The organism is Bradyrhizobium sp. S69 (assembly GCF_009766005.1).
GTDB lineage: Bacteria > Pseudomonadota > Alphaproteobacteria > Rhizobiales > Xanthobacteraceae > Bradyrhizobium.
In genome coordinates, this window is sequence record NZ_LMUK01000011.1 from 1 (window position 1) to 24,271 (window position 24,271).

At 56.3% G+C, this 24,271-nt stretch carries 21 protein-coding genes; 6 read left to right on the forward strand and 15 right to left on the reverse strand.

Annotated features, from left to right (window positions below; all coding sequences use genetic code 11):
• The first annotated feature begins 657 nt into the window (after positions 1-657).
• Positions 658-2,397 (forward strand): hypothetical protein, encoded by a 1,740-nt coding sequence (locus tag GSQ88_RS04055; RefSeq protein ID WP_159006114.1) that lies wholly within the window; start codon positions 658-660, stop codon positions 2,395-2,397.
• An 839-nt stretch (positions 2,398-3,236) separates the two neighbouring features.
• Here the strand turns inward: GSQ88_RS04055 and GSQ88_RS04060 are convergent.
• From GSQ88_RS04060 to GSQ88_RS04070, 3 genes are all read right to left on the reverse strand, one after another.
• A complete protein-coding gene (locus tag GSQ88_RS04060) occupies positions 3,237-4,154 on the reverse strand; it encodes a class I SAM-dependent methyltransferase (RefSeq protein WP_246735055.1) in 918 nt (305 codons plus the stop codon).
• A 16-nt stretch (positions 4,155-4,170) separates the two neighbouring features.
• Entirely contained in the window at positions 4,171-6,969 is a 2,799-nt protein-coding gene (locus GSQ88_RS04065) for a glycosyltransferase family 4 protein (RefSeq protein WP_210253737.1), read from the reverse strand.
• 92 nt (positions 6,970-7,061) lie between these two features.
• Positions 7,062-8,399: an FkbM family methyltransferase gene (locus tag GSQ88_RS04070; protein ID WP_159006116.1), complete on the reverse strand. Its 1,338-nt coding sequence runs from the start codon at positions 8,397-8,399 to the stop codon at positions 7,062-7,064.
• A gap of 1,155 nt (positions 8,400-9,554) precedes the next feature.
• On the opposite strand from GSQ88_RS04070, the gene GSQ88_RS04075 reads away from it, so the two are divergent.
• The 5 genes from GSQ88_RS04075 (at position 9,555) to GSQ88_RS04095 (ending at position 13,991) form a co-directional block, all read left to right on the forward strand.
• Positions 9,555-9,971, forward strand: coding sequence for a hypothetical protein (locus tag GSQ88_RS04075; protein WP_210253738.1), 417 nt, complete (start codon positions 9,555-9,557; stop codon positions 9,969-9,971).
• The gene (locus GSQ88_RS04080) at positions 9,968-10,999 is read left to right on the forward strand and encodes a GDP-mannose 4,6-dehydratase (protein WP_159006118.1); all 1,032 of its coding nucleotides are present in this window, start codon (positions 9,968-9,970) and stop codon (positions 10,997-10,999) included. The genes GSQ88_RS04075 and GSQ88_RS04080 overlap by 4 nt, the downstream gene beginning before the upstream one ends.
• 69 nt (positions 11,000-11,068) lie before the next feature.
• Positions 11,069-12,271: a glycosyltransferase family 4 protein gene (locus GSQ88_RS04085; protein ID WP_159006119.1), complete on the forward strand. Its 1,203-nt coding sequence runs from the start codon at positions 11,069-11,071 to the stop codon at positions 12,269-12,271.
• A complete protein-coding gene (gene fcl / locus GSQ88_RS04090) occupies positions 12,271-13,227 on the forward strand; it encodes a GDP-L-fucose synthase (protein WP_159006120.1) in 957 nt (318 codons plus the stop codon). Before GSQ88_RS04085 ends, fcl begins: the two co-directional genes overlap by 1 nt.
• Positions 13,228-13,229: 2 nt before the next feature.
• Positions 13,230-13,991, forward strand: coding sequence for a glycosyltransferase family 2 protein (locus tag GSQ88_RS04095; RefSeq protein ID WP_159006121.1), 762 nt, complete (start codon positions 13,230-13,232; stop codon positions 13,989-13,991).
• A 59-nt stretch (positions 13,992-14,050) separates the two neighbouring features.
• Here the strand turns inward: GSQ88_RS04095 and GSQ88_RS04100 are convergent, their stop codons facing one another.
• The 12 genes from GSQ88_RS04100 to GSQ88_RS04155 are packed head-to-tail and all read right to left on the reverse strand — an operon-like array spanning position 14,051 to position 24,058.
• Entirely contained in the window at positions 14,051-14,767 is a 717-nt protein-coding gene (locus tag GSQ88_RS04100) for a transaldolase (RefSeq protein WP_159006122.1), read from the reverse strand.
• A complete protein-coding gene (locus GSQ88_RS04105) occupies positions 14,754-15,302 on the reverse strand; it encodes a D-glycero-alpha-D-manno-heptose-1,7-bisphosphate 7-phosphatase (RefSeq protein WP_159006123.1) in 549 nt (182 codons plus the stop codon). Before GSQ88_RS04105 ends, GSQ88_RS04100 begins: the two co-directional genes overlap by 14 nt.
• Positions 15,299-15,913 carry an SIS domain-containing protein gene (locus tag GSQ88_RS04110; RefSeq protein ID WP_159006124.1) on the reverse strand — a complete coding sequence of 205 codons (615 nt, stop codon included), beginning with the start codon at positions 15,911-15,913 and terminating at the stop codon, positions 15,299-15,301. The genes GSQ88_RS04105 and GSQ88_RS04110 overlap by 4 nt, the downstream gene beginning before the upstream one ends.
• A gap of 1 nt (position 15,914) precedes the next feature.
• On the reverse strand, positions 15,915-16,607 hold the full coding sequence (locus GSQ88_RS04115; protein WP_210253739.1) for a nucleotidyltransferase family protein: 693 nt from the start codon (positions 16,605-16,607) through the stop codon (positions 15,915-15,917).
• 8 nt (positions 16,608-16,615) lie between these two features.
• Positions 16,616-17,596 carry a GHMP family kinase ATP-binding protein gene (locus tag GSQ88_RS04120; protein ID WP_159006125.1) on the reverse strand — a complete coding sequence of 327 codons (981 nt, stop codon included), beginning with the start codon at positions 17,594-17,596 and terminating at the stop codon, positions 16,616-16,618.
• Positions 17,580-18,581, reverse strand: coding sequence for a Gfo/Idh/MocA family protein (locus GSQ88_RS04125; RefSeq protein ID WP_159006126.1), 1,002 nt, complete (start codon positions 18,579-18,581; stop codon positions 17,580-17,582). The genes GSQ88_RS04120 and GSQ88_RS04125 overlap by 17 nt, the downstream gene beginning before the upstream one ends.
• Entirely contained in the window at positions 18,578-19,447 is an 870-nt protein-coding gene (locus GSQ88_RS04130; RefSeq protein ID WP_159006127.1) for an SDR family NAD(P)-dependent oxidoreductase, read from the reverse strand. The genes GSQ88_RS04125 and GSQ88_RS04130 overlap by 4 nt, the downstream gene beginning before the upstream one ends.
• Positions 19,444-20,739: a nucleotide sugar dehydrogenase gene (locus GSQ88_RS04135; RefSeq protein WP_159006128.1), complete on the reverse strand. Its 1,296-nt coding sequence runs from the start codon at positions 20,737-20,739 to the stop codon at positions 19,444-19,446. Before GSQ88_RS04135 ends, GSQ88_RS04130 begins: the two co-directional genes overlap by 4 nt.
• Complete coding sequence (locus tag GSQ88_RS04140) at positions 20,736-21,692, reverse strand: NAD-dependent epimerase/dehydratase family protein (RefSeq protein WP_159006129.1); 957 nt, start codon at positions 21,690-21,692, stop codon at positions 20,736-20,738. The genes GSQ88_RS04135 and GSQ88_RS04140 overlap by 4 nt, the downstream gene beginning before the upstream one ends.
• Before the next feature lie 12 nt (positions 21,693-21,704).
• On the reverse strand, positions 21,705-22,145 hold the full coding sequence (locus GSQ88_RS04145) for a GtrA family protein (protein ID WP_159006130.1): 441 nt from the start codon (positions 22,143-22,145) through the stop codon (positions 21,705-21,707).
• Positions 22,142-23,035 (reverse strand): class I SAM-dependent methyltransferase, encoded by an 894-nt coding sequence (locus tag GSQ88_RS04150; RefSeq protein ID WP_246735056.1) that lies wholly within the window; start codon positions 23,033-23,035, stop codon positions 22,142-22,144. The genes GSQ88_RS04145 and GSQ88_RS04150 overlap by 4 nt, the downstream gene beginning before the upstream one ends.
• 42 nt (positions 23,036-23,077) lie before the next feature.
• The gene (locus GSQ88_RS04155; protein WP_159006132.1) at positions 23,078-24,058 is read right to left on the reverse strand and encodes a glycosyltransferase family 2 protein; all 981 of its coding nucleotides are present in this window, start codon (positions 24,056-24,058) and stop codon (positions 23,078-23,080) included.
• Between the last annotated feature and the right edge of the window lie 213 nt (positions 24,059-24,271).

Below are 24,271 nucleotides of genomic sequence, written 5' to 3' on the forward strand. Positions count from 1 at the left end.
CTTCAACCCGCCGCCACTCCGCTTGGCGGCCTAACCCCGGCAGAGGCTCCACTTATCGACGCGGAGATTTTGTTCAGATAAACGAGACCAGCTCAGTGATTGTCGCCGAGCAGCTCGCGCTCGTCTGGCTCTTCCATTCCGCCGTCCGCCCTCCGGCGTGGTTAGCCGGGAAACCGGCTTGGCGCCGGTCTGCTAACCCTGCTAGGTGTTTAAATCCGGGGACGCTATATTGTGCATCATAACGAACACGGGCCGCGACGCGCCGAATTGCGCGGCTCCCAATTAGGCCAAAAAGGCCGTGGCCATCGATAAAATCTTTCCGTCGATGGGATTGGCATGCTGGGATCTCTTGTTCACCGTAGGTTGTGGTGGTAGGAAGCGAACATGAACATCATCTAGCTTGGATTCACGCCGTCGATGTTGGATCATCCCTTGCGGGCATGGTAGGGAGATAATCCCCAACCATGTTGCGTTCATGAATGAACCCTACCTCGATGGCAGATGCAGCAGCCTTGACATGAAAGATTCGCAATCACAGAAGCCCAAACGGTCGACACCGATGTGGTTGGTCTTTTCAATTTTCGGCACTACGTTCCTGCTGGTCTTGGCCTCTCTGTCCCGTGGGGCTTACGTTCTAGCAGTCCAAGCCAGGATGCCATGAAAATCGTCGATATCCTGATTGTCACCGGTCAGGCTTGCTTGATCATTCCCTTCGTGTGGTTGTTCGGCGCCGTTCCGTTAACGGCACTGGCGCGCCCGAAACCGCCGTTCGTCCTATCGATTCTCTCGGGCTTCGCAGGCATCTCCGCGCTTACTTGGTTGAGCCTTCGCGTGAACATCGAGTTCACTATCCTGCTCTATCTCTATGAAGCCGCCGTTGCAGCGTTGCTCGCATATCTTCTGCTTCGGCAGCGGCACCGGATCGCTGAATTCGTCGGCGGGATCGACAAATTCCCGATCGCGTGCTGCTTCATAGCTTACATCGTCGGGCTCTCATGTGTACACATTTTGCCGACGCTGCCAACTGACTTCCGATTCACGTCCATCGGGAACAATGACACCTTCATATATATGAAGGCCGCCGATTTCCTGCTGAACGGACATGGCGCCGGCAATATCTCGGGTATCGATCTCAGAACACTCATCCTTGAGGACGTGACCGGAGCCATCGGATTTGTGGCCTTCGTCGCGCATATTCTTCAACTGAATACGGTTGACGCGGTTTACCCGTCTCTCATTTCTGTGTCGGCAGCGACCGCTACATGCGCAGCCTGCTTTTCTCACCGATGGCTCAAACTGTCGTGGCCGATCGCATTCTTCGTTGGCGGCATCGTCATCTTCTCGCTTTTCGCGATCTATCATCTGTATTGCTGTTTCCTGTCGCAGACGATCTTCAATCTGTTGCTGATAGCCGTTATCCTGGATGCGGCCGGTCGCGCGGAGTTCAACGATCTCGACAAGCGCATCGTCGCGGGCATTTCGGTGCTGTTTGCCTTCGACGTACTCCTCATTTATCCGGCATTCTGGTTCCCGGCCATCGCTACCTATGCAGCGTTCCTGGCGATGCTGGCTGTAACCAGGGGTGACACGCCGTACAAAACGATCTCCAACCTTGCCTTTGCCATCGCCGCTACTTCCGGTGCCCTGCTGTTGGTCTGGCTCACCTTCCGCAAGCGGGTCGATGTCGTTTTCCGGCTGATGACTACGGCGAACTTAGATGCCGCCGGTTGGCATCTGGGCATCATGGACCCGGCTGGTTTCATAGGACTACCGATCCGCTGGGTCGAAACAGCGACGTTGAATGACGCGGGAATCGCGATCGTATCAATCTTGATCCTCGGGGCCTTCCTGATCGCGGCCGCAGGCTTCAAGGAACGACGCCTCGATCCAGCTATGGCCCCTCTGGTTGTATTCCTAGGCTCGCTACTGCTTTATGTCGCGATCTGGCTGCATGACGGCGCTGTGTACCGTCAGTGGAAATTCGCGGCCTCCTACCCGTCCCTGTTTGGATTCACATTGATCGGCAGCGCGTTGTTTGTGTTCAACGGCATGTTAGAGCGATCAGGCCGAATCTGGCTCAGCACTCTGGCATCGACCCAGCTTCTCGTTGCGTCCATCGCAAGCATTTCCGGCGGCGTGCTGCTTGCTAAGGCGCGAAATGTTCATTTTCCCGAGAAGCAGTTTCGTAGTCTCGCATCATTCGACACCCGCTCAGAAATCAACGACGTTGTGATTGACCTACCATCTTTTCAAGAACGGATGCTGGCAATTGTATTTGTAAGACAAAAAACACTGCGCTTCCCTGAACCGACCTATTTCGGGGCAGGTGATAAATCGCTGTTGGCGACCGATCTTCCTAAAGCCAGCAGTATCACCCAGGTCAAACACGCCAACTAGGTGTTTGGTCATGGAGAATCGTGGCGCTATCCTGACACGTGAAGTCGGAGTAAGCGATATGACAGACATTCTTCACGGCAGGGCCCGCATAACGCCTTCGAGCAGAGCACCAAGCGTCGAAAGAGACGACCGGTAGCGCGTTGTCCGCCGTTACTGCCTGAGCCGAACGACCGCTGCCAAGTGGAAGGCCCGGACGACGACAGCCGATGCCCCCATGGGGCCTCGTGATTCCAAGAGCACGATGCTCACGCCGGTCGAGGAAGGCGTGATCGTCGGATTTCGCTAGCGAACATGGCTGCCGCTCGACAATTTTCTTGGCTGCCTGAGGGACACCATTCCAAAGCTCACGCGCTCCAGTCTCCACCTATGCCTTGAACGGCACGGCATGTCCCGCCTTGCCAGAGAGCGAGGAAAACGCTTCCAAACGAGGCCGGATCGCCTTCGGGAGCCCGGTCGGATCGGGCAACTCCTTCGATCAGGATACCCGAAACGACGCAATAATTATGCTACGAACTTACGGGACGGAACACTAGGTGTCGGAGGTTCAAATCCTTTCGCTCCGACCACATCAAGCCTCTAGCTAAATCACGCGAAGCTTCTACTCCATGGCTATGCAGGTGCCTCGGTGATAATCACAATCAGCGTGGGGAACTCGTATCAGGGTAGGGTATTTTGATACTTGCGCTTAGGCAGCGACGGCGGCCTTGGACTGTTGGCTCGCCTACCAATTCCAGGGAAGACGATCAGAGACTTTGTTGGCAGGGTGATCAGGAAGGCGGGCGAGCCAAGCCAAAGGACCGACATCGTCCATCTCACGCCTTAGTCGAGAAACAGGAATTTCAAACCAGCCGTTTTCCACGTCGAACACCTTCGAGCTTCGGGTTTACCCAGCCTTGGACGCCATCGACCTGGATTTGCGGCTGGCCGTCAACAAGCCCAAAAATGCAGGGACGGTCCATCTCGATAGTCCATCCGCTTTCCAGCAAGAATCTCATAAGATCTCCTTCAATGATGCGCGAATGGGTGCCGACCAGCATACGTCGCACGTGGCGATCGATGTCGATGAAATTCGCTTTCACGAAATCCGTCTCGCCACCTTGAATGTCGACGTGCAATAGGTCGATAGGCTTGCCGCCGGAAAGGTCAGCCAGCGGGAAAGCGTCCAGCACCTGGTAGCTACCGTTGCGGAGGGCCTCACTGATCTGAGTTGCGGTAGCATCAAATACAGGCGTCGAGCCCCAGACCGCACCAGAATTAGCAACCACGGGAAACAGCGCTTTCGATCGCCGCGGCGCAGCAACGCCATGGACGATACGAAATTCGTCACGCAAAAAACCGTTGGCGACAAGGCTTTCCAACGCGAAGCCAACGTGTTCTTCGTCACCCTCAATGCCGATCAGATCAACGGCAAGCCCGCGGCGACGGGCGGCGGCACCGGTATTATTGAGCCAACAACCCCAGCCGCAGCCGAGCTCGACCGCACGGAAGGTTTTTTCCGCCATGTCGACGGAGCGCAGCGCAAACGCCCACTCAGCGATGTCCGCATGCCAGTTGGCTGGAATCGGAATCGGCTCAACCTCACCTCCTTTACCATCGAGAATGCCAGGAAAATACCGTATCGCAATCTTGACTCCAAGAAAATTTGTGAGGAAGGCTGCATCTGATTTTAGGTCAGCACGGGCGTGACGCTGAATCGTGTCGATGGCATCGAAGGAAGCGTTGAAGTGGTAGAAAGGGCTGTCCGGCATAGAGATCATCACCTTCGTCTAGTCACTAGAGGGCAACGCGCAACGCCCCGCCGAACCAAATAGCGTCCTGCACGAGCTCGATATCGGCAAAGGCTGCACCCTGCGCTCTCCAGTCTGCCGACACAGTGACGGCCATGTAGTTGGTCTCGCCGGGAATGAGCACGAAGGGGATGCGGGTGCGCTGGTTGTCCAACCCGATATCTTTACCCGCACTATCGAGCAGATGGAAACCGAGCGCAACCCCAAGGCTATCGTCGACCGGGCCGTGGCTCGACCAAACCGCTTCCGAAAGATTGGTGACACCGACGATAATCCTGAGGTTTGCGCCTTCGTCAGCGAGGTGGGGTCCCTCAACGAGCGTTAGCCGGTGGGCGCGATCAGCCTCACTTAACGGAACGGCCATGCGCGTCTGCCCTAACTCGGACAGCGGCGTGAATGGGCTTTTGACCTGCGGCTCGTAGGTCCGATACCAGTTCTGGCCAATCACGACATTTTCGAGTTGGGCGGCACTTTCGCCCCAATTCGGCCAGGTAGGGTGTGCTGCAACGGTTGGCGACCTAGGGTGCGCCTTCAGGAAATCCTTTACTGCCTTGGCAAGTGCGGTACAGTCACCGACCTGAAAGAAATGGGCCTCCGCCGCACCGGTGCCGACCTCCCGAAAGACCGGAATGTCGCTTGCCAGGACTGGTTTACCGAAATGGCCCGCTTCGACGATCGGTAATCCGAAACCCTCGGCGAACGAAGCGGCTATCAGAGCATTACAACTGGCATACAGTCTGCTGAGTTCGGCGTCGTCCATCGACTCATGCCAGACGAGTCGCTTTCCAAGCTCCGCGTGATGCTTGATGCGCTCAATCAGATGGTCGATGCCCCAGCCAGTCTTGCCAACAATAGTGAGGGCGGCATCCACACCTTCTGCCCAGAGCTTTTCGAAGGCATCCAACGCGATTCGATAGCCCTTGCGCGGTTCCAAGGTGCCGACCATTAGGAAATGCGGGCGGTGCGGTGATGAATCGTGTTCTGCCGGTAAAGCCTCTATTGTACCTAAAAAATCTGCCCCAAGCTGCCAATAGCCGATCTTGAGGCGTCGGGGAAACTCGATCGCCTCAAGCAGCGCGAGCAATTCATCGGCCACTGCGCGCGAGATACAGACGAAGCCAGTGGACCAGACGAGCGCCGCCTTAAACCATTCACTAAAGACCAAAGGTACGGCCGGGTTGCACATGGCCTGCATTCGCAGCGGCACGAAATCGTAGAGGCAGAAAATCACTTCCCCTCCCCTTAGACGGCACGCGCGCCAATCCTTCCGATATAACGCATGAAACTCCCATGAGCTATCCAGCATAAGCAATGTATCACCCAAAACAGTCAAAGGTCTCTGCTGTTCCTTCTGCGGTCTGTCGAGTTTGCGTCCGTCAACCTCAAACCAGCCCAAGCTGTCGTCACAGACAATGAACATCCGCTCGGCTGTTGTGCCGAGCGGGCGGTCAGCCAAAGCAGCGCAAATTTTTCTTACGACGCGCTGGATTCCGGTTTTGTGGTCAATACGCACTGTGGAAGTAGCGTCAATTAGCAAACGTGGCGGTGACGAGATCGGCTCAGATATTGCAAGACTCCGAACGGCGAGCTCACGGTCAATCAGGCTGCCATTCAGTATTTTCGCAATCCGTTTTCGCGAGCTGGCAATGCCGATCCGCTCGTTGCCCTTCGCCAAAAATGCCAGCCGTTCGACGGCAGCGGCGGCGCTGCGCTTCCATGTGAATTGAGCAGCGTGTTTTTGTAGCCCCTTTAATAAAGCGTCGGTACGACCTGTGTCGCGCAGCAATCGAACGACAAGGTCCGCTATTTCTTGCGGCTTGGCCGGATCGAAAAGCAATTCTTCGGTGCCGACGACCTCAGGCAAAGCACCCGCACGAGCGGCCACCACGAGCGCTCCACAATAGATTGCCTCCAGCGCGGTCAGACCGAACCCTTCCATGAAAGATGGCTGAACCAACACTCTGGCTTGACTGTAGAGCGAAACCAGCTGCTCATCCGAGACATAGCCCAGACAAATAAGGCGCGCGGGATTAAGGCCCAGGTTTTTCCAGGACGCGACAATCTCATTCAGAAGCTCCGCCGGACCGTCTCCCGCGAGTACAAGCTTCAAACCATTTTCTGGCCATACTTGGTCAATGAGTCTGAACGCTCCGATTATCGCGGTTACATTTTTGCGCCAATCGAGGGCGCCAACGTAAAGAACAAAAGCACCAAGATTGACAAGAGCGCCCGAGTCGCATTCCCTGATCCGTATAAAGTCGTGTGAAATGCCGGCGGAAATATTCGTCGCCTTAGCACTAGGATGGAACGACTGGAGTTCGCTCTTCGAGAATTCCGAAATACAGAGATTGTCGGCGAATCCCGAATAGGCTTTTAGTCGACGATGATAGTAATTGCTTAATCCGCCATGGGTAAGATATGTCTCCTTAAAGCGGGCCGGGATGGCGTCATAGAAGATTGAGGCCACGGGAACATTGCAACCACACCCTGGTAGAAGTGGTGCGGCCAAATTTCCCTCCCCTTCGAATGGGCTTGTAGACAACGCGACATCCGGTGCGAGGCAATTGACATGATGCGCGATCGCCAGCTCGCTCAACCGTCGCTCCAGCGTATAACCCTCTGTCGCCTCACCACCCCTCACCGCACCATGCCAGACACGTATATTTGCCGAGTCGATAAAGCTGCTGACGGTCTCGCGAGCTAACAATGCCTCATCCGGCATTGAAGCGTTGAACGAAACCAATAGCTCAACCTCTGGATGATTTCCTGCAATGGTGCGAACCAACTCTGTTACATAGCGGCCAATGCCGCGGAGACGACTAGGCGTCTGCAGACATTGCCCATCGATCCATAGGCGCATGCGCCTTCCCTCCCTCATCAACTATGCGGAAGCCGCAATTGTTTCCGCCATTCGCTCAATATTTTACGATCTGGTTCAAGGGTCCAACCGGTATCAACGTCGACAATTAATGTCCTCCGCGCTCTTGAGAAGGCCAGAAAGCGTCGCTCGAACGGCGAAAAAAACCGAAGAATAGATTTCGCAAGCGCCTTAGTACGCGGTCTACAACGCAGCCAAGCGAGCGCATGCTCCAACCCGTACCTCGTTATAGTCCTCGGCCAAGCCGCCACGGAGCGCACGCTCCGTTTAAAACTTCGCAGAGGCCCCGTGAGTCGCCAAGAGGTCGAACTTTGTATCAACTGCAAATCTCTGCTGAGCTGCTCGACCAGCATCACTTGTCGCTCCGCCTGTGAGATACGTTCGACTAACGATCCGACCAGCGTCGCTTGTTGCTCTGCCCGTGAGACGCGTTCGATCAACGATCCGACTAAAGTCGCTTGTTGCTCCGCCTGTGAGACGCGTTCGACTAACGATCCAACCAGCGTCGCTTGTCGCTCAGCTTGTGAGACGCGTTCGACTAACACCGATCGTTCTGCAGTATGGGCTTTCTCGGTCTCGACAATGGAATGATTTAACCGGCCGACCTCGTTTTTCAGACCCGCGATTTCTTCCGCGAGCGTGCGTGTAAACTTGGAACGCCCACTCAAAGTAAAATCGTCAAAAGAGTTTGGACCACTACCGAAGGCTGGCCGCAATTGTTCTCGATCGCGATGAACATAGAAACGATTCAGCCCATCAAAATAAACAAATTCATAGCCAAGAGAGAGCAAAGTCGGCTCCCAGCTGGCATAATCGGGCTGCTGGGAGCGCGGAACCGTGCTTTCGACGACAACGACCCAAGGTCGACTCGTCGAGGGCTGCCAACTCGCAATCACTTCATCTTCCATGCCCTCGACGTCGATCTTTAGCCAGTGGATCTCCCTATTTGGATAACGCGCAAACAACTCCGACAGCGACAGCGCCGTTACCTTAATAGATTTCGAGGCGATGCCACTTTTCGCATGCAGTTGCGCAATTTCGTCTTTGCCGGTGCTTAGGCCAGTCTCAGGTATCTCAAACAGAGCAATGGGGCCCTGCGATTGCGCAATCGCAGCCTCAATGACATCTTCATCCATACGCGCATCGCGAAGCTTCGCAGCGTAGGCAGGGACAGGTTCAACATGTACGCCTCGCCAGCCCTTTTCGTAAAATGCTAGGCTTACTGAGTCGATTACTGGATCCTGTGCGCCAATGTCGACATAGAACCCCTGCGCGACATGCTTAAGCGCTCGCCACAATATCACGTCCTCAAAGTTCTGGGCATAAGAAACAAGCATATCAGGCGGCTCCAAAAAGCGAAGTTTTCGCCTTATTGTGGGAAATCTTTGCTAGAGTGATGTTCCTGTCCTCGACATAGAGGGTAGCGACGATCAGGCCGTCGCCGCAAAGCTTCCGCACACCATGGTTAAACAAAATAGCACCACCTTTACTGACAATTTCAGCTAGGCAGCCCCCTTCGTGAGTCGGAGGTGATCCGACAATTGACGCGGTATGGGTGGACGCCACCTCTCCTGCCAGCCCCTAGAAGTCTGCCCGCAATTCTTTCCAGCCAACTGCCTGCATCTGCCTGCGTAGGATCATTTCATGGCGCTTCCTACCACCACAACTAACCCGAGAACAACCCGAAGACCGACCTTCCCTAACTGCGGGGGAACGCGATACTCTAACGATCCTACCGGGATGCATCAAATCAAGGCGTTCCATGAAACGCAACTAGCGGCCCCATCGGATTGACCATCATAAGATATTGGAATGTTCGGATAGACGATTGGCGTGACCAGAACCAGAGCTGCAAGCCTATCGTTATGACCTGTGCAACATCGTACATGAATGCGTTCATGATCGAGAGGATCCGGAGAAGACGAAGGTAACGAAAATACCGCCAGCAATAGAACATGATTGATCAACGATTGGAAGGGACAGACGCGGAGACGATCTTCCTCATGACTGAGGTCCGCTCGATGAACACCGTCCTTGTGTGTGAGAATTTCAGAAAACAATTCCCACGCGGCCACACCGGACAGCAGGTAGATCGAAAAGCTCCGGGTATGTCGGTCTTTGGCAGGCGGCCCTGCAAAACCTCGGAAAAACACGACCAAGAATCTCAACGCGTGCGTTAGGCCCGCGCGCAAAAACGCGTAAACGTCCGACAGGATCTCGTCGAATGGAGCGTCCGGTTTCCGACCGAGTTTGCTCAGCGCGACGAAGACTCACCATAGACAAAATGAGATAGTCCTTCCCCGATCAGATCAGCCTGGATTTCGAGATTTTGTCTTACGGTGGATCCGCTTCGCTGTTTGGCGGATGGTCGCACCATTGAATTCGTAGCCTTATTAAATTTGGGCGAGGCATCAAGCCTTGCGTAGAAATGGAGGTTTACCTTCTAATAATATGGACGGTTGGCGCGCAGGCCTTCACATCGCCTGAGTGAAATGCCCTGTCGTTCGGACGAAGTGCCCCCGGTGCAGAAAGAGCCAAATATGGAAAGCTGTTTTGTATGGGAGGCGTCGGTTTATCGTTTGCTACAAACACGTGACCCGATCACCGGCCCTGCATTCGTGATGACAAAAGCGGAGTTTCGGATGATCGCGACCCCAACGATGCTGCTAATGTTGTCGTACTATCTGCCCGTGACCACCGTGAAGTTAATCCCCATCCCCGCTGGCTTTGCCATCAATTTCGCTGAGTGGCATTTCATTGTCTTCACCACGCGTCGGCTTGAAGTGAAACAGACGTTGCAGCAACAGTCAAGCGCCGTCAAAGATACCAATCAACGGTTCTATTTGACGGTCGGTGGGCGTGTTTATCTTGAAAACCTCGGTGATGTCATTTATGGTTTAGTCGCATGACGTCTGAGGTTCACGTAAAGCGCGCATTGGTCACCGGTGGTTCTGGCCAAGATGGCTCGTACCTTATTGAACTGCTGCTTTCGCGCGGTTACGAAGTATTCGCCCATTCGAGGCGGCGCGAGGTTGATCCTGGCCTCGGCCGAGTTTGTTGGCACGCCGGCGATCTCACCGACGAGACCTTCCTCAAGAATCTGCTGTCCATAACGCAGCCTGACGAAATCTATAATCTCGCGGCAGTGTCGCGACCCGCATTGTCATGGGACGTTCCGATTGAAACCGCGCTTTTAAACGGCTTGGTCCCGCAGCGCATCTGCGAATTTATTCGCCGCGAAATGCCGGCGACGCGGCTGTTTCAGGCGTCCTCGTCGGAAATTTACGGCGATAGCCATGCTCAACTGCAAGACGAGCAGACCCGAGCCAACCCGACATCGCCCTATGGAATCTCGAAGGCCTACGCGCACCAGATCATCGGCGCATATCGTCAGCAGTACGGCCTGCACCTGTCCTGCGGCATCCTGTTCAATCATGAAAGTCCGCGTCGTCCACTCAGCTTCGTATCACAGAAGATCGCCCATGCCGCGGCGGCGGCTTCGCTCGGCCTGACCGAAACGCGAGAACTGGACGAGCGCGGCAGGCCAATTCTGTCCGACGGCCGACTTTATCTCGGCGACATTAACGTACGTCGAGACTTCGGCTTCGCCGGAGACTTCGTCGAAGCGATGCGCCTCATCGTGCAAAGCGACGTGCCATCGGATTTCGTCGTCGGAACTGGGCAAGCGCATTCGATCGCAGAATTCTGCGAGGTCGCCTTCAAGGTCGGCGGTCTCGACTGGACCAAATTCGTTGTGGTCGATCCATTGCTACTGCGCAAGGTCGACAGCCACTTTACGCGCGCGGATTCTTCAAAACTTCAGTCTGAGCTGGGCTGGCATCCGAAAGTCGGCTTTTCTGCGCTGGTAAATATGATGGTGAAGGACAGAATTCGTATCTTGAAACTCTCGATGGCACAGCCAAATAAGGTGAGCTAACGGACCCCGCACTGTTCGAGGCTGTTCAACTAATGCTTGGATCTCGGCCGGAACTGCAAGAGCTGTTTTATGAACATCGGCTTTGATATTTCCCAGACGGGGTCTGGAAAGGCTGGTTGCGGGTATTATACGCATGCGATGATCAAGGCCATGCTCGCGATCGCTCCACAGCATCACTACGCGCTCTATCCAAGCTTTGGAGACTTCTTCTTCGACGCCAAAATGCCATTGTTGAATCCATATAATGGCAACCGTGTGAACTATGGCGCTCGCCACCTAACGCGAGAGACTGCGGGTGCTTTCTGGAACCAGCCTGAACTGGAAGCGGCGCTAGGCCATCCCGACATTATCCACGCCAACAATTTTTGGACGCCGGTGCAGATCGCCTCCAGCCGGCTGATCTATACGCTTTACGATTTGGGATTTACGGTAAATCCCGACTGGAGCACCGGGGCCAACAGGATAGGCTGTTTCGACGGGATTTTTCGTTCGTCTGTGGCGGCGGACTGGGTCGTGGCGATTTCGGAGTACTCTCGCGCGCATTATCTAAGGCTTTTCCCTCATTTCCCTAGTGATCGCGTGCGCGTCGTCCACCCCTGCTCTCGCTTTGAAGATTCAGCTCAGCAGGGTTTACCGCCTGCGGCAGTGAAGCGCTTCGGCACCGGCGAATTCTGGCTGAGTGTAGGCACGATTGAACCGCGCAAGAACCAACGCCTGCTGGTTGAGGCCTATGCGCGATATCTTCAGGCCGGTGGACGCTCGATGCCGCTGGTGCTGGCCGGCGGCAAAGGCTGGCTGATGGAGGATTTCCAAGAATACTTGGCGAAGCTCGGAATTTCCGATCGCGTCATCCTGACCGGCTACGTCTCTGACAGCGAGATGATCTGGCTGTATCGCAATTGTTATGCCAACCTTTATCCATCCGTGTTCGAGGGGTTCGGATTGCCGGTACTGGAGGGCATGCATTTCGGCGCGCCGACATTGTGCTCGAATGCAACATCGATTCCCGAGGTGGCGGGCGACGCCGCCTTGCTGCTCACGCCGCATGAGCCGGAGCCCTGGACGCTAGCCATGCTTGACCTCGCGTCGAATCAGGGTAGCCGGCATCGACTGATTCTTGCCGCGCGCGCTCGGGCGAAGCACTTCGATTGGGAGCGAAGCGCCGCGTCCATTCTTGCGATCTACGAGGAAGCAACCCGCTCGCCGAAGAGGGCGGCCATGAGCCAAACCACGTCCCATGCGGGCGACTCGCGCGTCGAAAATGTAGGTTGATGCCCAAGAACGATAGGATTTTCGTCGCTGGTCACCGCGGCATGGTGGGTTCAGCAATCGTGCGCACCCTGCAAGCGCACGGTTATGCGAATCTCGTCACGCGCACGCGCGGCGAACTCGACTTCGTGCAGCAAGCCGACGTGCGAACGTTCTTTGCCAAAGAGCGGATCGACCAAGTGTATATGGCCGCAGCGAAGGTCGGAGGCATTTTTGCGAACAACGCTTATCCAGCCGAATTCATTTACCAAAACCTCATGGTTGAGGCCAATCTCATCCATGAAGCATGGCGCGCTGGCGTCAAGCGCCTACTGTTTCTCGGCTCAAGTTGCATCTATCCGAGAATGGCGGCGCAGCCGATGACGGAAAACATGTTGATGACGGGGGTGCTGGAGCCGACCAACGAACCCTACGCCATTGCCAAAATCGCCGGCATTAAGCTCTGCGAGTCCTATAACCGTCAGTATGGAACCGACTATCGCAGTGTCATGCCAACCAACCTTTACGGGCCGGGCGACAACTATCACTCCGAAAACAGCCACGTCATTCCCGGCCTGATCCGGCGATTTCATGAGGCGAAGCAGAACGCCGCCCCCCAAGTGCTGATCTGGGGATCGGGCGCGCAAATGCGCGAATTCCTTTATGTGGACGACATGGCTGAAGCCTGTCTGCACGTAATGGAGCTTGATCCGGACACATACGCGAATGCTCAGCCGATGCTGTCGCACATCAATATCGGCACCGGCGAGGACCTCTCGATTCGGGATCTGGCCAAAACCATCGGCGAAGTTGTCGGTTATCAAGGACAAATCGCCTTCGACTCCACTAAGCCGGACGGAGCGCCCCGCAAGCTGATGGATGTCAGACGCATGAAAAGCCTTGGCTGGCGACCGCAAGTCGCACTTCACGAAGGTTTGGCCCTAGCTTATGCTGATTTTTTGGCAAGCATGAGACGCTGACTGTGGCATCGCCGGCCATCGTGACGATAGCGGTCCCTTCGTATAATCAAGGTCGCTTCCTCGAAGACGCTCTGAACTCAATCTTTGAGCAAAATGTGCCAGTCGAAGTCTTCGTTGCCGATGCCGGGTCCACAGATCAGTCTATCGACATCATCAAGAAATTTGAAGACCGGCTCTCAGGCTGGCGAAGTCACGCGGATCGAGGTCAGGCAGCCGCCATCAATGAGGGTATCGCCAAGGGTACGGCGACCTATGTGGGTTGGCTCAATAGCGACGATATGCTGGTCAGCGGTGGGCTTAAACGCTTGGTAGACGCCTTAGAACACAACCCAGGCGCGCCAGCCGCCTATGGCAAGGTTTGGAATTATGTAGAAGCGACGGATGCCAGACGGTCGGTGTGGGTCGAGCCTTTCAGCCAAGCGCGCCTCGCTGTGCGGTGCATCATCTCCCAACCGGGAACACTGATTAGACGCACTGCCTGGGAAGCCGTCGGCGGACTGGACGAAAGCCTGCGCATGGCGATCGACTACGATTTGTGGTGGCGACTTTATAAGCAATTCGCGCCACTGACATTCGTTAATGAGTTTGTCGCGCTCAATCGCGACCACGCCGATACCAAGACCAACACCCAGCGGCACTTACATTACCGGGAAGCGATGGCAATCGTCCGCAAATACCATGGAAGTGTGCCACTGAAATGGTGGCTAGCGCAGCCCTACGCGGTTTGGCTAAAAGCCGTTGCCAACGCATTCCAGCGCCACTGAAACGACCAAGTCCTGGTTCCGATTGAAATCGGAACCAGGACTCCGGACTCTTTGCCAACTCAAAGCTTGAAGCCAGCGCCGATGGCGTCATCGGCGAACATCTTAACAGTTTCGAGCGAGTAATCGTCAAGACTCTTTCCGACCAGCGACAACTTCTTCAGAAGGTCGTTGGTGACGGTGATGACCTGACATCCAATCGAATCGGCGTGGAAAATATTCAAAAGCTCCCGAGGACTCGCCCAGATAAGCTCTGACGCGGGAGCCACCTTCAAGAGTTCCACCGCAGCAGCCATCATAGCCAGCGGATCGCGCCCGGTATCAGCGACGCGCCCGGCGAAAACAGAAACATAGCTCGGCACGTCAGGGTCGAGCGCGGAGACCACGTCGCGCACCTGGGTCAGCGTCATCAGCGCGGTTACATTCAGCTTGACCTTCTTGGCGGCCAGCTTCTCAATCAGCCGATAGCTCGTTTCCCGCTTGGTGTTCATTACGGGAATCTTGACATAGACGTTGTTGCCCCAGCTCGCGATCTCCAGCGCCTGGCGTTCCATGTCGTCAAACTCGTCGGAGAATACTTCCAACGAGATCGGACGATCCGGAATGGCTTTCAATATATCGAGCGAGAACGCCTTGTAATCGGTGATTCCCGCCTTGCGCATTAGGGTCGGATTTGTGGTTAGACCCTTCACAAATGGCTTGGCATACATTTCCAGCATGCCGGCCTTGTCGGCACCATCAGCGAAGATTTTGACTTTAAGGTCTTCAACTTTTTTCATGTTGGCTCTCGCTCTCTATAATCTTCAGCGCTTCGTGCGTCGAAAAAACCTTGTAATCGTAATCGACCGGCGCTACTTCCCGATAGTTCCGGTCGACAAAAATGGTCCGGCTCCCCGCGGCTTTGCCGGCCTCGACGTCTCCGCGGCGATCGCCGATCATGTAGCTCCGCTGCAGGTCGAGATCGAATTCCGCGGCAGCGGCAAGCAGCATTCCCGGCTTCGGCTTCCTGCAGTCACAGTTATCGCGATTGTCATGGAAGCAGACAAAAAACTTGTCGATCGCGGGGATTTCGCCAGCGATCGCCGCATTAATCCCTTCTACCGTTTCACGCGGGGTGGTCCCGCGTGCCACATCCGGCTGATTGGTAACCACGACCAGCACGAACCCGCGATCTTTTAGCCTCCGCAAGGGTTCGCGCAACCCTTCGTAGATCTGCAGATCCCGCAAGCTCGGAGGCGGATAGGATTTGCCCTCGCGGATCACCGGGTGGTTTAGCACGCCATCGCGATCAAGGAAGATCGCCCTCGATCTCATCTAGTGCCCGGCGCCGCGACTGCGGATTCCCACTTGGTCTGGTTGGCCTTAAGCTTCGGATGCGACACCAGCAGATGCCAGACCACCGCCTGGAAAGCCTCCGAATGCGGTGTGACATTGTCGGGGTTGACGGTGGGGACGATCACGCAGGCATCGGCAACCTGCGCGGTGTAGCCGCCGTCGCGGCCGACCACACCTATCACTTTGGTGCCAACGGTCTTGGCATATTGCAGCGCGGTGACGAGATTGGGAGAAATGTTCTTCTCGACGTTGCCGCCACCCACCGAGAAGATGCAGAGCGCGTCTTTCGACAACAGCTTGCTCACCTTTAACCACTCGACGAAGATGCTCGCCCAGCCGTCATCATTGGTGCGCGCGGTAAGCTCGGAGACGTTGTCGGTTGGTGCATAGCTCTCGATGCCTACGATCTTTCGGAAATCGTTTACCGCATGCGAGCAATTGCCCGCGCTGCCGCCGACGCCGAGAAAGAACAACCGGCCGCCATCAGCCTTTACCTTGGCGAGCACGTCGGCCATCTTCTCGATCGGTGCCAGATCCATCTTCTGGATGATCTCAGCCGATTCGCGCATGTGTTGTTCGGCGTAACCCATATTACTTTCCCCCACTTCTGAAATATTCGGTCGCCTCGGCGAGCCCCTTGTGTGAACCGATCTCGTAAAACCGCTCGTGAACTTCATATCCTGCGAGTTGTCTCGACAGCGACAAGCGGTGATAAATATCGGCCAGATCGACCGGTCCCGTTGTGCCGTCGTCAGCAAGAAGGTTAGCCGTTATGGCTCCGAGGCCATAGTCAATATGCCTCATCTCGGCTGTAGGGGCGCGCTTGTTGTACTCCACGAGGACGTTATTCTCAAACAGAACGTTGCTCTTATCCCACCGGTCCGCATTACGCTGCACAGTCATCAGCGCGGGCTTCCCGCTGGCGAGAAATTCCCGCTCAACGGAGGCAAAATCGATCGGAAGATAGGAGTCTCCATACAGGACCAGAAACTGGGAGTCCAGAAGCGGCAGGGCCTGCCTCAGGGCACCCCCGGTTCCCATCAGCTTCGGCCAGTCCTGCGAATAGGAAACCGACAGACCCAATGCCGCCCCGTCGCCAACGGCCGCGTTGATCTGCTCGCCCAGAAAGCCCACGCAAAGTACAACACGGCTGACGCCCTGTCGGCGCAGATAATCGAGCTGCCGCAGGATAAACGGCATACCCGCGACGTCTACCAGTGCCTTTGGAATAGTTTCAGTGATGGGATGGAGTCGCGTGGCCAGCCCCCCGGCTAGGATGGCCACCGGCAGTCTCACGAGAACAGCACCTTCGTTCCCTCGAAGTCGAAGGCAAAACGAACCTCCTCAAGCCCAGCAGCGGCCATAGCGTGACGCAACTTGTTACGGTCATCTGCGTAGAACAGCAGAAATCCACCGCCGCCCGCGCCGACCAGCTTGCCGCCAACGGCGCCGTTCTTCATGCCAAGGTCGTACCATTGGTCGATCTGGGCATTGCTCATGCCGCCGGAACGACGCTTCTTGTGTTCCCAATGCTCGTGCATCAGCGCGCCAAACTCTTTTGTCTTGCTGGATTCGAGGAGCATTTTGCTTTTCAATCCGAGTTCCTTCACGAAATGCAGATTGTCGATCATGTGCTTGTCGCTGTCTTTGGTCTTGGTATTTTGATCTTTTAGGATGGATCCGGCGCTGCGCGAAAACCCGGTAAAAAACAGCAGTAAATTGTCCTCGAGGTCGAACTTCGTATCCATTGAAATGGCCAATGGAACAACATCGACGCTGTTGTCGGGATTGAATGTGAAACATGTCAAACCGCCGCAAGCCGCGATGTATTGGTCCTGCTTGCCGATCGGCTCGCCGAGACGATCGATTTCGATTTCGCACGCCAATTCGGCAAGTTGCTTCGGCTCGACCTGACGCATCCGGTGCACATAAAGCGCCTTCAGCAGTGCCGTCGTGAAACTCCCTGATGAGCCAAGACCGGTGCCGGATGGAATGTCTGCCAACGTCGTGATCTCAACCTGCGGCGTCTTGAACTCGAGCATCTTGATCGCTTCGCGAATGATCGGATGCTGCACCTCAGCGACGAGATCGACGTGCTCCAGATGGGAATATTTGAGATAGATGCCTTGCGTGAACGGCCGCATAACGTTGATGTAGACGTACTTGTTGATGGCTCCCGCGATCAAAAAACCGCCGTGTTCACGATAATAGGACGGCAGATCGGTACCTCCGCCGCCGAGGCTGATACGAAGCGGACTACGCGTGGTGATCATATCCAGACATCCCATAAATTTTTTCGATGATCTTCAGCGCCTCGATGGCGTCGTGTAGTCCGGCGCTGGGTTGGCGCGTCAACCGGATATCTTCCAGAAATTCGGCAAATTCCATGTCCCACGAATTATCCGCCATAGGATATTCCCACGTCGTGGTTTCGGGTGGACCCATTTCCGGCAGCATTTTGTAGTAGGTGAGCCGCTCAGTTCCATAACTCCCGCCGAGGCCATTTATTTCGATCTTGCCGTCCCGCCCGTAGATCTCGAATGAAAAGGTATTTTTCCATTCGGTACAGCTGGCGTGCAGAAAGGCGACCTGCCTTGAAGCTGTCTTCAATAACAGGAAGCCATTGTCGTCGACCGGCATATCCCAGAAATAGGTAGTTGCGAAACCTTCCACTTCAGGGAAATCTCCTAAAAACCAGCGGGCAAGGTCGATCAAGTGGGGTCCCTGGTCGATCAATTCGCCGCCACCTGATTTTACCGGATCAGATCGCCATTCACGGTCATAGCCCAGCCGCCCGCCATGGCCGTAGCGCGCGCGCAGGAACATCAGCGGACCCAGCGCACCGGAGGTCACTAGTTGATGGGCCTTCTGCAACGCACGGTGATAGCGATGGTTGAATCCCACTCGCACCAGGCTGCCACTGGCGGCGGCGGCCTCCGCAAGCCCCTCGAGCTCGCTCGCTCGGCGTGCGGCCGGCTTTTCAATCAGGGCGTGCTTGCCAGCCGCAACGGCGCCATGAGCGATCTCGGCCAGGGTATCGTGCAATGTCGAGATGATGACAACTGAGACACTGGGATCGCTGACTGCCACTTTCCAGTCCGCCACCGCCTTGCAACCGGGGGCCGTGGCTGCCAACCGATCCGCCCGGTCTTGCGCGATGTCGGCACAAACAACCAGACGAGCATCACCACGCGCCTTGGCGCGCTTTTGGCCAATCAGGCCGCAACCAACAATCGCCACCCCCGCTTGACCGCTCATCGGTCGCCCCATCCCTTGTTCCGGTCACGACCAGTAATGCGCCGCAATGTGTAGACATCACTGGCGTTGAGCTCATCGAGGTGCTTCGGCCAGTCTTCCCAGCGATCCCATTGCGCCGCGATAAGCTTGCCGGTGATCCCGTCACTCTCGGCCGCCCCGAGAAAGACACAAAGTGCCGCGCCGACGTCAAGCGGCGTACCGCCCTCCTCGGCGATTTTTTTCATCCGATCGAAAAACGGCTGCCCTACCTTCTGCGGGCCGGCTTCCAGAAGCTGATCCATCATGCGCGTCGCCAGCGCACCCGGAGCGATCGCGTTGACGTCGATATGATCGTCCTTGCACTCGAGCGCGAGAGATTCGGTAAATCGCACGACGGCCGCCTTGGAAGCCGCATAAGCCGTGATCGCTGGCATCGGGTTTGCCGCACCGCCGCCGGAAATGTTGACAATCTTTCCGTAGCGCTGCGCACGAAATATCGGCATTGCGGCGCGCGAGACATAGACGAGACCAAGCAAATTGATGCGAATCGCGTCGACCCACTCATCCCAGGCAATGTCCTCGATGTTGCCCATCGGACCATAAATGCCGGCATTGTTGACGAGAATGTCGAGACGAGGAAATTCCTTGCGGACCGCCTCGAAGATCAGGTCGACGTCCTTTGGCTCACCAACATCGCTGGCGATCGTCACGATGTGAGCATCCGGGGCAAGCAATGGCGCAAGCCTCTGCTGCTGAACCGCGAGCTTGCCCACGTTGCGCGCGCAGAGCATCACGCTGGCGCCATTCGAGACATAATGCCGCGCGATCTCGGCCCCCAGCCCCTGGCTGGCTCCGGTTATCAGCGCAAAACGGCCGCGCAACTTCATCGCACGTTGCCCGCGATGACGTAGTCCAACATCGACAGGCCGGACAATGGCTTCGCCGCAAACGCATTCTGATCAATCAGCAACGCTCGCTTCATATCCGGAACGAGTGCCGCGAAGTCGAGCTCGCGAAACTCAGGCCATTCGGTGGCCAGCACAACGGCCTCGCTCCCTCTGAACACCATGTCAGCCGAACCGGCGATCGTGAGCGCTGAATTCAACGGCTCGGGTAAGGTCGCGACTTTTGGATCGAAAACAGCCACGTTAGCGCCTTCGGCAATCAGCTCCTCGATGACCTCGATCGCGACGGATCTTCTAATCGCATCAGTACCGGCCTTGTAAGCTAGTCCCAGGATACCGATCTTCTTGCCGGTAAGCGCCCCGAGCTGCCGGCGTAGATGACGAACGACCCACCCTTTATGATGGTCGTTGCTTTCCAACACGGCGCTCAACACCGGCACGCGGGTATCACGATCCTGGGCAATGGCCTTCAGGTACTGGACATCACGCGCCAGGGTGCCGCCACCGAAAGCCGAGCCGGCCCGTACATAGGCCTTCTTGCCGATGCGCGGGTCGAGCCGGAGCGCCGCCTCAACTTCGCTCATGTCGGCACCAACGCTCTCGCAGATGCTTGCGATCTCATTGGTAAAGGTGACGCAGGTGGCGAGGTAAGAATTCAGTGCGTGCTTTACCATCTCGGCGGATTCGACCCGCGTCCATAACAGGGTCTGGCAGAATGGCTTAAGTACCGGCTCGATCACCCTGCGCGCATCCTCGCCGCGAATACCAATGATGATACGCTCGGGCTCGGTGAAAACGCGGATCGCATCGCCCAGCCGAAGATTTTCTGGAGAATAGCCGAACGAGACCTTGCGATCTTTTGCGACTGCCGCAAATTCATGCTCCAGCCGTGCTGTGCTTCCAACCGGCACCTGCGAGGAGATCAGGACGACGGAGCCGTCCCTCAGATGCGGAAAGGTCAGCCGCACGCGATCGAGTACATAATCGACGTCGGCGACGTCATCATCGTCAACCGGGGTATCGAAATTGACCCAAACCAGATCGGCCGACGAGACTGCCGCGGCGACGTCATCGGTGAAGCGTAGCGTGCCGCTCTGCAGTCCTTGCGTCAATAAGGCATCAAGGCCGGGCTCAAACAATGGCGCCTTCCCGGCATTGAGTTCGGACGCCGCCTCCACGGCCTCCGCGAGGCCTACCGTCGCAATCCCTCGCGACGCCAGGCAGGCCGCCGTCACCGTCCCGAGATGCCACAGGCCGTACACGCAAACCTTCATGATCGCGCCTCGACGACCCATGGATTGGCGATCAGATATTCCAGCGTGTTGATCACCCCATTCTGGATCGACAGCTTTGGTGACCAGCCGAGTTTGCGGATCCGGCCGCAATCAAGAAAGATGAATGGATTATCCCCAATCCAGCCGCGCTCGCCGCCGGTATATTCCAATTTGGGTTCTAGCTGCAAACGTTTGCAGATCCAGCCTATCGATTGATTGACCTCGCAATATTCGTCCTGTCCGAGATTGAAAATGTTGACGCGGTCAGTTGCGCGCTCGATTGCGATAATGATCGCATCGATGCAATCTTGAATGTGGAGATAGGATTTACGCTGCTTGCCATTGCCAAGCACTTCGAGCCGCAACGGATCGACCAGCAGCTTCTGATAGAAATCGAACACGTGCCCGTGGGTGTAGCGTTCGCCCAAAATTGAAACAAAGCGGAAGATAAAACCCTGGAAACCGAAGCCTTCGCAGTAGGACGAGATCAAGCCTTCGGCGGCGACCTTGGAATTACCGTAGAGCGAGGTCTGCACCGGGAACGGGGCATTTTCCGGGGTTGGAAACACCGTGGCCTCCCCATAGACCGAGCCGGTCGAGGAAAACGCGATCCTCTTGATACCGTTGGCGCGCATTGCCTCGAGCACGTTGTAGGTCGCGATGGTGTTCTGTTCGATATCCTTGAACGGATGATGCGTGCCAAAGCGGACATCGGCGTTGGCAGCGAGGTGGAACACAATATCGCATCCGGCCATTGTGCCTCGCAACGAATCCGCGCTGAGCAGATCGGCCTCGACTAGCCGAAATTGCGGCGACATCGATGCGGTTTCAAGGAAGCAGCGCTGGCCGGTGGAAAAGTTGTCGTAGCCGACGACGGAGTGACCCATAGCCAGAAGTCGGTCAACCAGACTGCTGCCAATGAAGCCTGCGGCTCCGGTAACGAAACAACGCATATGCAAGCGTCCTTATTCTGGGGTGACGATCTCGAGCGGACGGGCCGAGCCACTTCCAGGCTGGAGAAACACCCAGAATCTATTTAGGAGGTAATTGCACACGGGAACGACGACTGCGAGCGCAATCAGCGCTGGTCTGTAATCGACCCCAAGGATTGCGGTTGCAACCCAGACCGCGCTGGTACTCAGAATAAACGACGCTAACGAATTGACGGCAAATTTCAGCAAATAGTCGCGGTAGCGGCCCGGAACCGCGAAGGTAAATCGGAAGTGTCCGACGTAGGAAACCAAGAAAGCGACAAAAAAGCCGATCATCGAGCCGACCGTCGGATTTGTACCTGCCACTGCGACGGCACCCATCGCTACACCGATGTGCACAACGGTCGCGGTCCCACCAACGATGGAGAAACGCGCCAGCCGCCAGAATTCTTCAACAAGCCCCGATCGCGTCACGAGGGCTTCCGTGCCGTAACGACGCAACGGATGCCGCGCGGAAACGTAACAACGCGCGCCATCACTTCTTCTAACGAAATGACGGCATGACCGATCGCATTGAAACGCGAAGTCGCGCCGATCGCATTGGCGACATGCTCTTCGCGCTCCGCCGCTGATTTCGGCCGCGCTTGGGACAGCTTCTTGGCAAGATAGAAGGCGGGATAGATCAGCGCACCGAGATAGTTACGCCGTTCGACAACCAGGCCGGCTTGCTTGACGACGTTGCAAATACCCCTCAACGTGTAGCGACGGAAATGCTGGAGCTGCCGGTCGTAGTCGTCGAACAACTCCGGACCGGCCGGCACCTCGATTACCGCGACACCGCCAGGCTTCAGCATTCGCGCGATGTGTGCCGTCGCTGCGACATCGTTTTCAATATGCTCGAGGACGTTGAGCAGAACCATAGCGTCGTAGGTATCGGACGGCAGCGGGCTGTCGGCAAGATTGAACCTGACGAGTGGAATGCCCGGCATCTTCTCGCCGAGCTTGACCAGCGTTCCGAGCGTATAGTCGCCGCCGGTGAGCGTTACATTCGGCAGGCTCCGCCTCATGTCTGCCAGCAGATGACCCGCCGAACAGCCGACTTCCATAATCGAAGCGGGCCTCGCGCCAAGTGTTCGCTTGAGCTCATTGATCGCGTGACCGCGGGACGCTACATCGATGAAGTGGGCGCCTGACTCCGTGGCGCTTTCGTGAAGCTCCGTAAGTTCATCAGACCAGCCGGATTCTCCGACTTCGTAGGCCAGAACCCGCGTCGATTTTCCAGAGCGGACAAAAGCGCCGCCATTCCAAACAGGGGAGTCTTCCCCTGCCAAAACGGGAGGAAACGTTATGTCATTCATCGTCACGTTCAATCGCTCTCTCGGGATATCGCCGCCAAGAGGCCGCTTTCAGACCTGATCGGCGGATTGGCCGGCAGGCTCCGAAAAATTGACCTTCCGATCGACGATATACATCGGCCTGCGTTTGGTTTCATCGTAAATACGGCCGATATACTCGCCCACGACGCCGAGCGCCAGCAATTGTACCCCGGAAAAGAACGAAATGACAAGCACCGTTGTAGGCAGACCTGGGGTCAGGTTGATCCCGATAAGCTTCTGAATTAAATACCATAATCCAATCGCAAAGCTGATCGCCGCGACTACGAAACCGGCCATCGACATCAGCTGCAGGGGCCGGCTGCTAAAGCCGACAAGTCCGTTGATGCCTATCCGGAGCGAGCCGATCAGGCGGTTATAATTGCCCGTACCCGTCAGCCGCGCGTCCCGGTTGTAGAGGACGGCGGCCTGCTTGAAACCAACGTACGCGACCATGCCGCGTAGGAACCCGTGGGTTTCGGACAGCCGACGCAACTCCTCGATGACCCGTCGCGACATGATGCGAAAATCCCCCGTATTACGCGGGATTTGGACGTCGCTCAGGCGATTGATGACGGTGTAGCCGAAATAGGACACCGCGCGCTTAATCAGGGTCTCGCCCTCGCGCGACGTGCGCATAGCGTAGACGACTTCATAGCCCTCAGCCATCTTGGCGTAGAGCTGTTCAATGACCTCCGGCTGGTCCTGGAGATCGACATCGATGACAACGCACTTTTCTCCGGTGCAATTCAGTATGCCCGCCATGGTTGCGGCAGGCTGACCGAAGCGGCGGGAAAACAGGATCAGCTTCACGGCAAGATTGCGCTCAATCTCACGCAGGATCACCGCCTCGGTATCGTCGGGCGACGGATCGAGCGCAAAGATGATTTCGTATCTGACGCCCAGTTTCGCCATCACGGCTTCGGTCCGCTGGAGGAACGGTCGAATATTGCCGGCCTCCTTGTATACAGGGACAACGATCGACAAGGCGATGCTGAAGGAGGCATCTGACATGGGGTGTGAAACCGTCATTGAAGAGCGTCATGAATAACACCCGAGTTCACCGAAATGAACAACGGCCTACAGATGGCGACCAAAAACTCGTCGAGCGCTTTGAGTTTATTACAGCACATTGCGCATTCTCGATGAATCTGCGGGTGAAAATTGGAGTGAGAGTCGGGCGGCCGCGACCTCAAACTCATTTCTCGAGCACCGGGCCAGGCACGA

Coding starts and splice junctions, on each gene's coding strand:
- GSQ88_RS04055 (WP_159006114.1), top strand. CDS start 658: ATGAAAATCGTCGATATCCTGATTGTCACCGGTCAGGCTTGCTTGATC.
- GSQ88_RS04060 (WP_246735055.1), bottom strand. CDS start 4,154: ATGATCTCTATGCCGGACAGCCCTTTCTACCACTTCAACGCTTCCTTC.
- GSQ88_RS04070 (WP_159006116.1), bottom strand. CDS start 8,399: ATGCTTGTTTCTTATGCCCAGAACTTTGAGGACGTGATATTGTGGCGA.
- GSQ88_RS04075 (WP_210253738.1), top strand. CDS start 9,555: ATGCCCTGTCGTTCGGACGAAGTGCCCCCGGTGCAGAAAGAGCCAAAT.
- GSQ88_RS04080 (WP_159006118.1), top strand. CDS start 9,968: ATGACGTCTGAGGTTCACGTAAAGCGCGCATTGGTCACCGGTGGTTCT.
- GSQ88_RS04085 (WP_159006119.1), top strand. CDS start 11,069: ATGAACATCGGCTTTGATATTTCCCAGACGGGGTCTGGAAAGGCTGGT.
- fcl (WP_159006120.1), top strand. CDS start 12,271: ATGCCCAAGAACGATAGGATTTTCGTCGCTGGTCACCGCGGCATGGTG.
- GSQ88_RS04100 (WP_159006122.1), bottom strand. CDS start 14,767: ATGAAAAAAGTTGAAGACCTTAAAGTCAAAATCTTCGCTGATGGTGCC.
- GSQ88_RS04105 (WP_159006123.1), bottom strand. CDS start 15,302: ATGAGATCGAGGGCGATCTTCCTTGATCGCGATGGCGTGCTAAACCAC.
- GSQ88_RS04110 (WP_159006124.1), bottom strand. CDS start 15,913: ATGGGTTACGCCGAACAACACATGCGCGAATCGGCTGAGATCATCCAG.
- GSQ88_RS04120 (WP_159006125.1), bottom strand. CDS start 17,596: ATGATCACCACGCGTAGTCCGCTTCGTATCAGCCTCGGCGGCGGAGGT.
- GSQ88_RS04125 (WP_159006126.1), bottom strand. CDS start 18,581: ATGAGCGGTCAAGCGGGGGTGGCGATTGTTGGTTGCGGCCTGATTGGC.
- GSQ88_RS04130 (WP_159006127.1), bottom strand. CDS start 19,447: ATGAAGTTGCGCGGCCGTTTTGCGCTGATAACCGGAGCCAGCCAGGGG.
- GSQ88_RS04135 (WP_159006128.1), bottom strand. CDS start 20,739: ATGAAGGTTTGCGTGTACGGCCTGTGGCATCTCGGGACGGTGACGGCG.
- GSQ88_RS04140 (WP_159006129.1), bottom strand. CDS start 21,692: ATGCGTTGTTTCGTTACCGGAGCCGCAGGCTTCATTGGCAGCAGTCTG.
- GSQ88_RS04155 (WP_159006132.1), bottom strand. CDS start 24,058: ATGTCAGATGCCTCCTTCAGCATCGCCTTGTCGATCGTTGTCCCTGTA.